The organism is Antarctobacter aquimaris (assembly GCF_900184945.1).
Taxonomy (GTDB): Bacteria; Pseudomonadota; Alphaproteobacteria; order Rhodobacterales; family Rhodobacteraceae; genus Maliponia; species Maliponia aquimaris.
Genome location: NZ_FXYF01000056.1, coordinates 1 through 509, shown reverse-complemented (window position 1 = coordinate 509; position 509 = coordinate 1). Strand labels below are relative to the sequence as shown.

Sequence of the window (509 nt, the reverse complement as noted above, 5' to 3'; positions counted from 1 at the left end):
CGGCGGTGACGATACGCTGATCGGCGGCGAAGGGAACGACACGGCCTTTGGCGGCGATGGCAACGACAATCTCTCCGGGGGCGACCAGAACGACGTGCTGAACGCCAACGCGGGAGACGACACGATCCTGGGCTGTGCTGGGAATGATCTCCTCGTCGGCCAGGACGGCAGTGATTACCTCGACGGCGGCGCCGACAATGACACGATGGACGGCGGCAGCGGCGACGACGTGCTGGAAGGCGGCAGCGGAAACGACATCCTGCGCGGCCGCGCGGGCGAGGACGACCTCGCCGGCGGCGCGGGGCTGGACCTGCTGAGCGGCGGCGAAGACAGGGACAGCTTTGTCTTCCGCAGCCTGGCCGATGCCGGGGTCGGCGCTGTGCGCGACCAGATCCTCGACTTTGAACAGGGCGTGGACATCATCGTGGTGGCGGGGCTGTCGCCGGGTGTCTTCGAGTTCCGCGGCACGGCGGCATTTGCCCCCTCCGGCAATTCCGAACTGCGGCTGT

The 509-nt window shown here is 68.2% G+C and carries 1 protein-coding gene; it reads left to right on the top strand.

The window, feature by feature from the left end:
- Positions 1-509, top strand: a 509-nt coding sequence (locus MAA8898_RS25630; protein ID WP_141194969.1) for a calcium-binding protein, incomplete at both ends; no start/stop codon positions are given.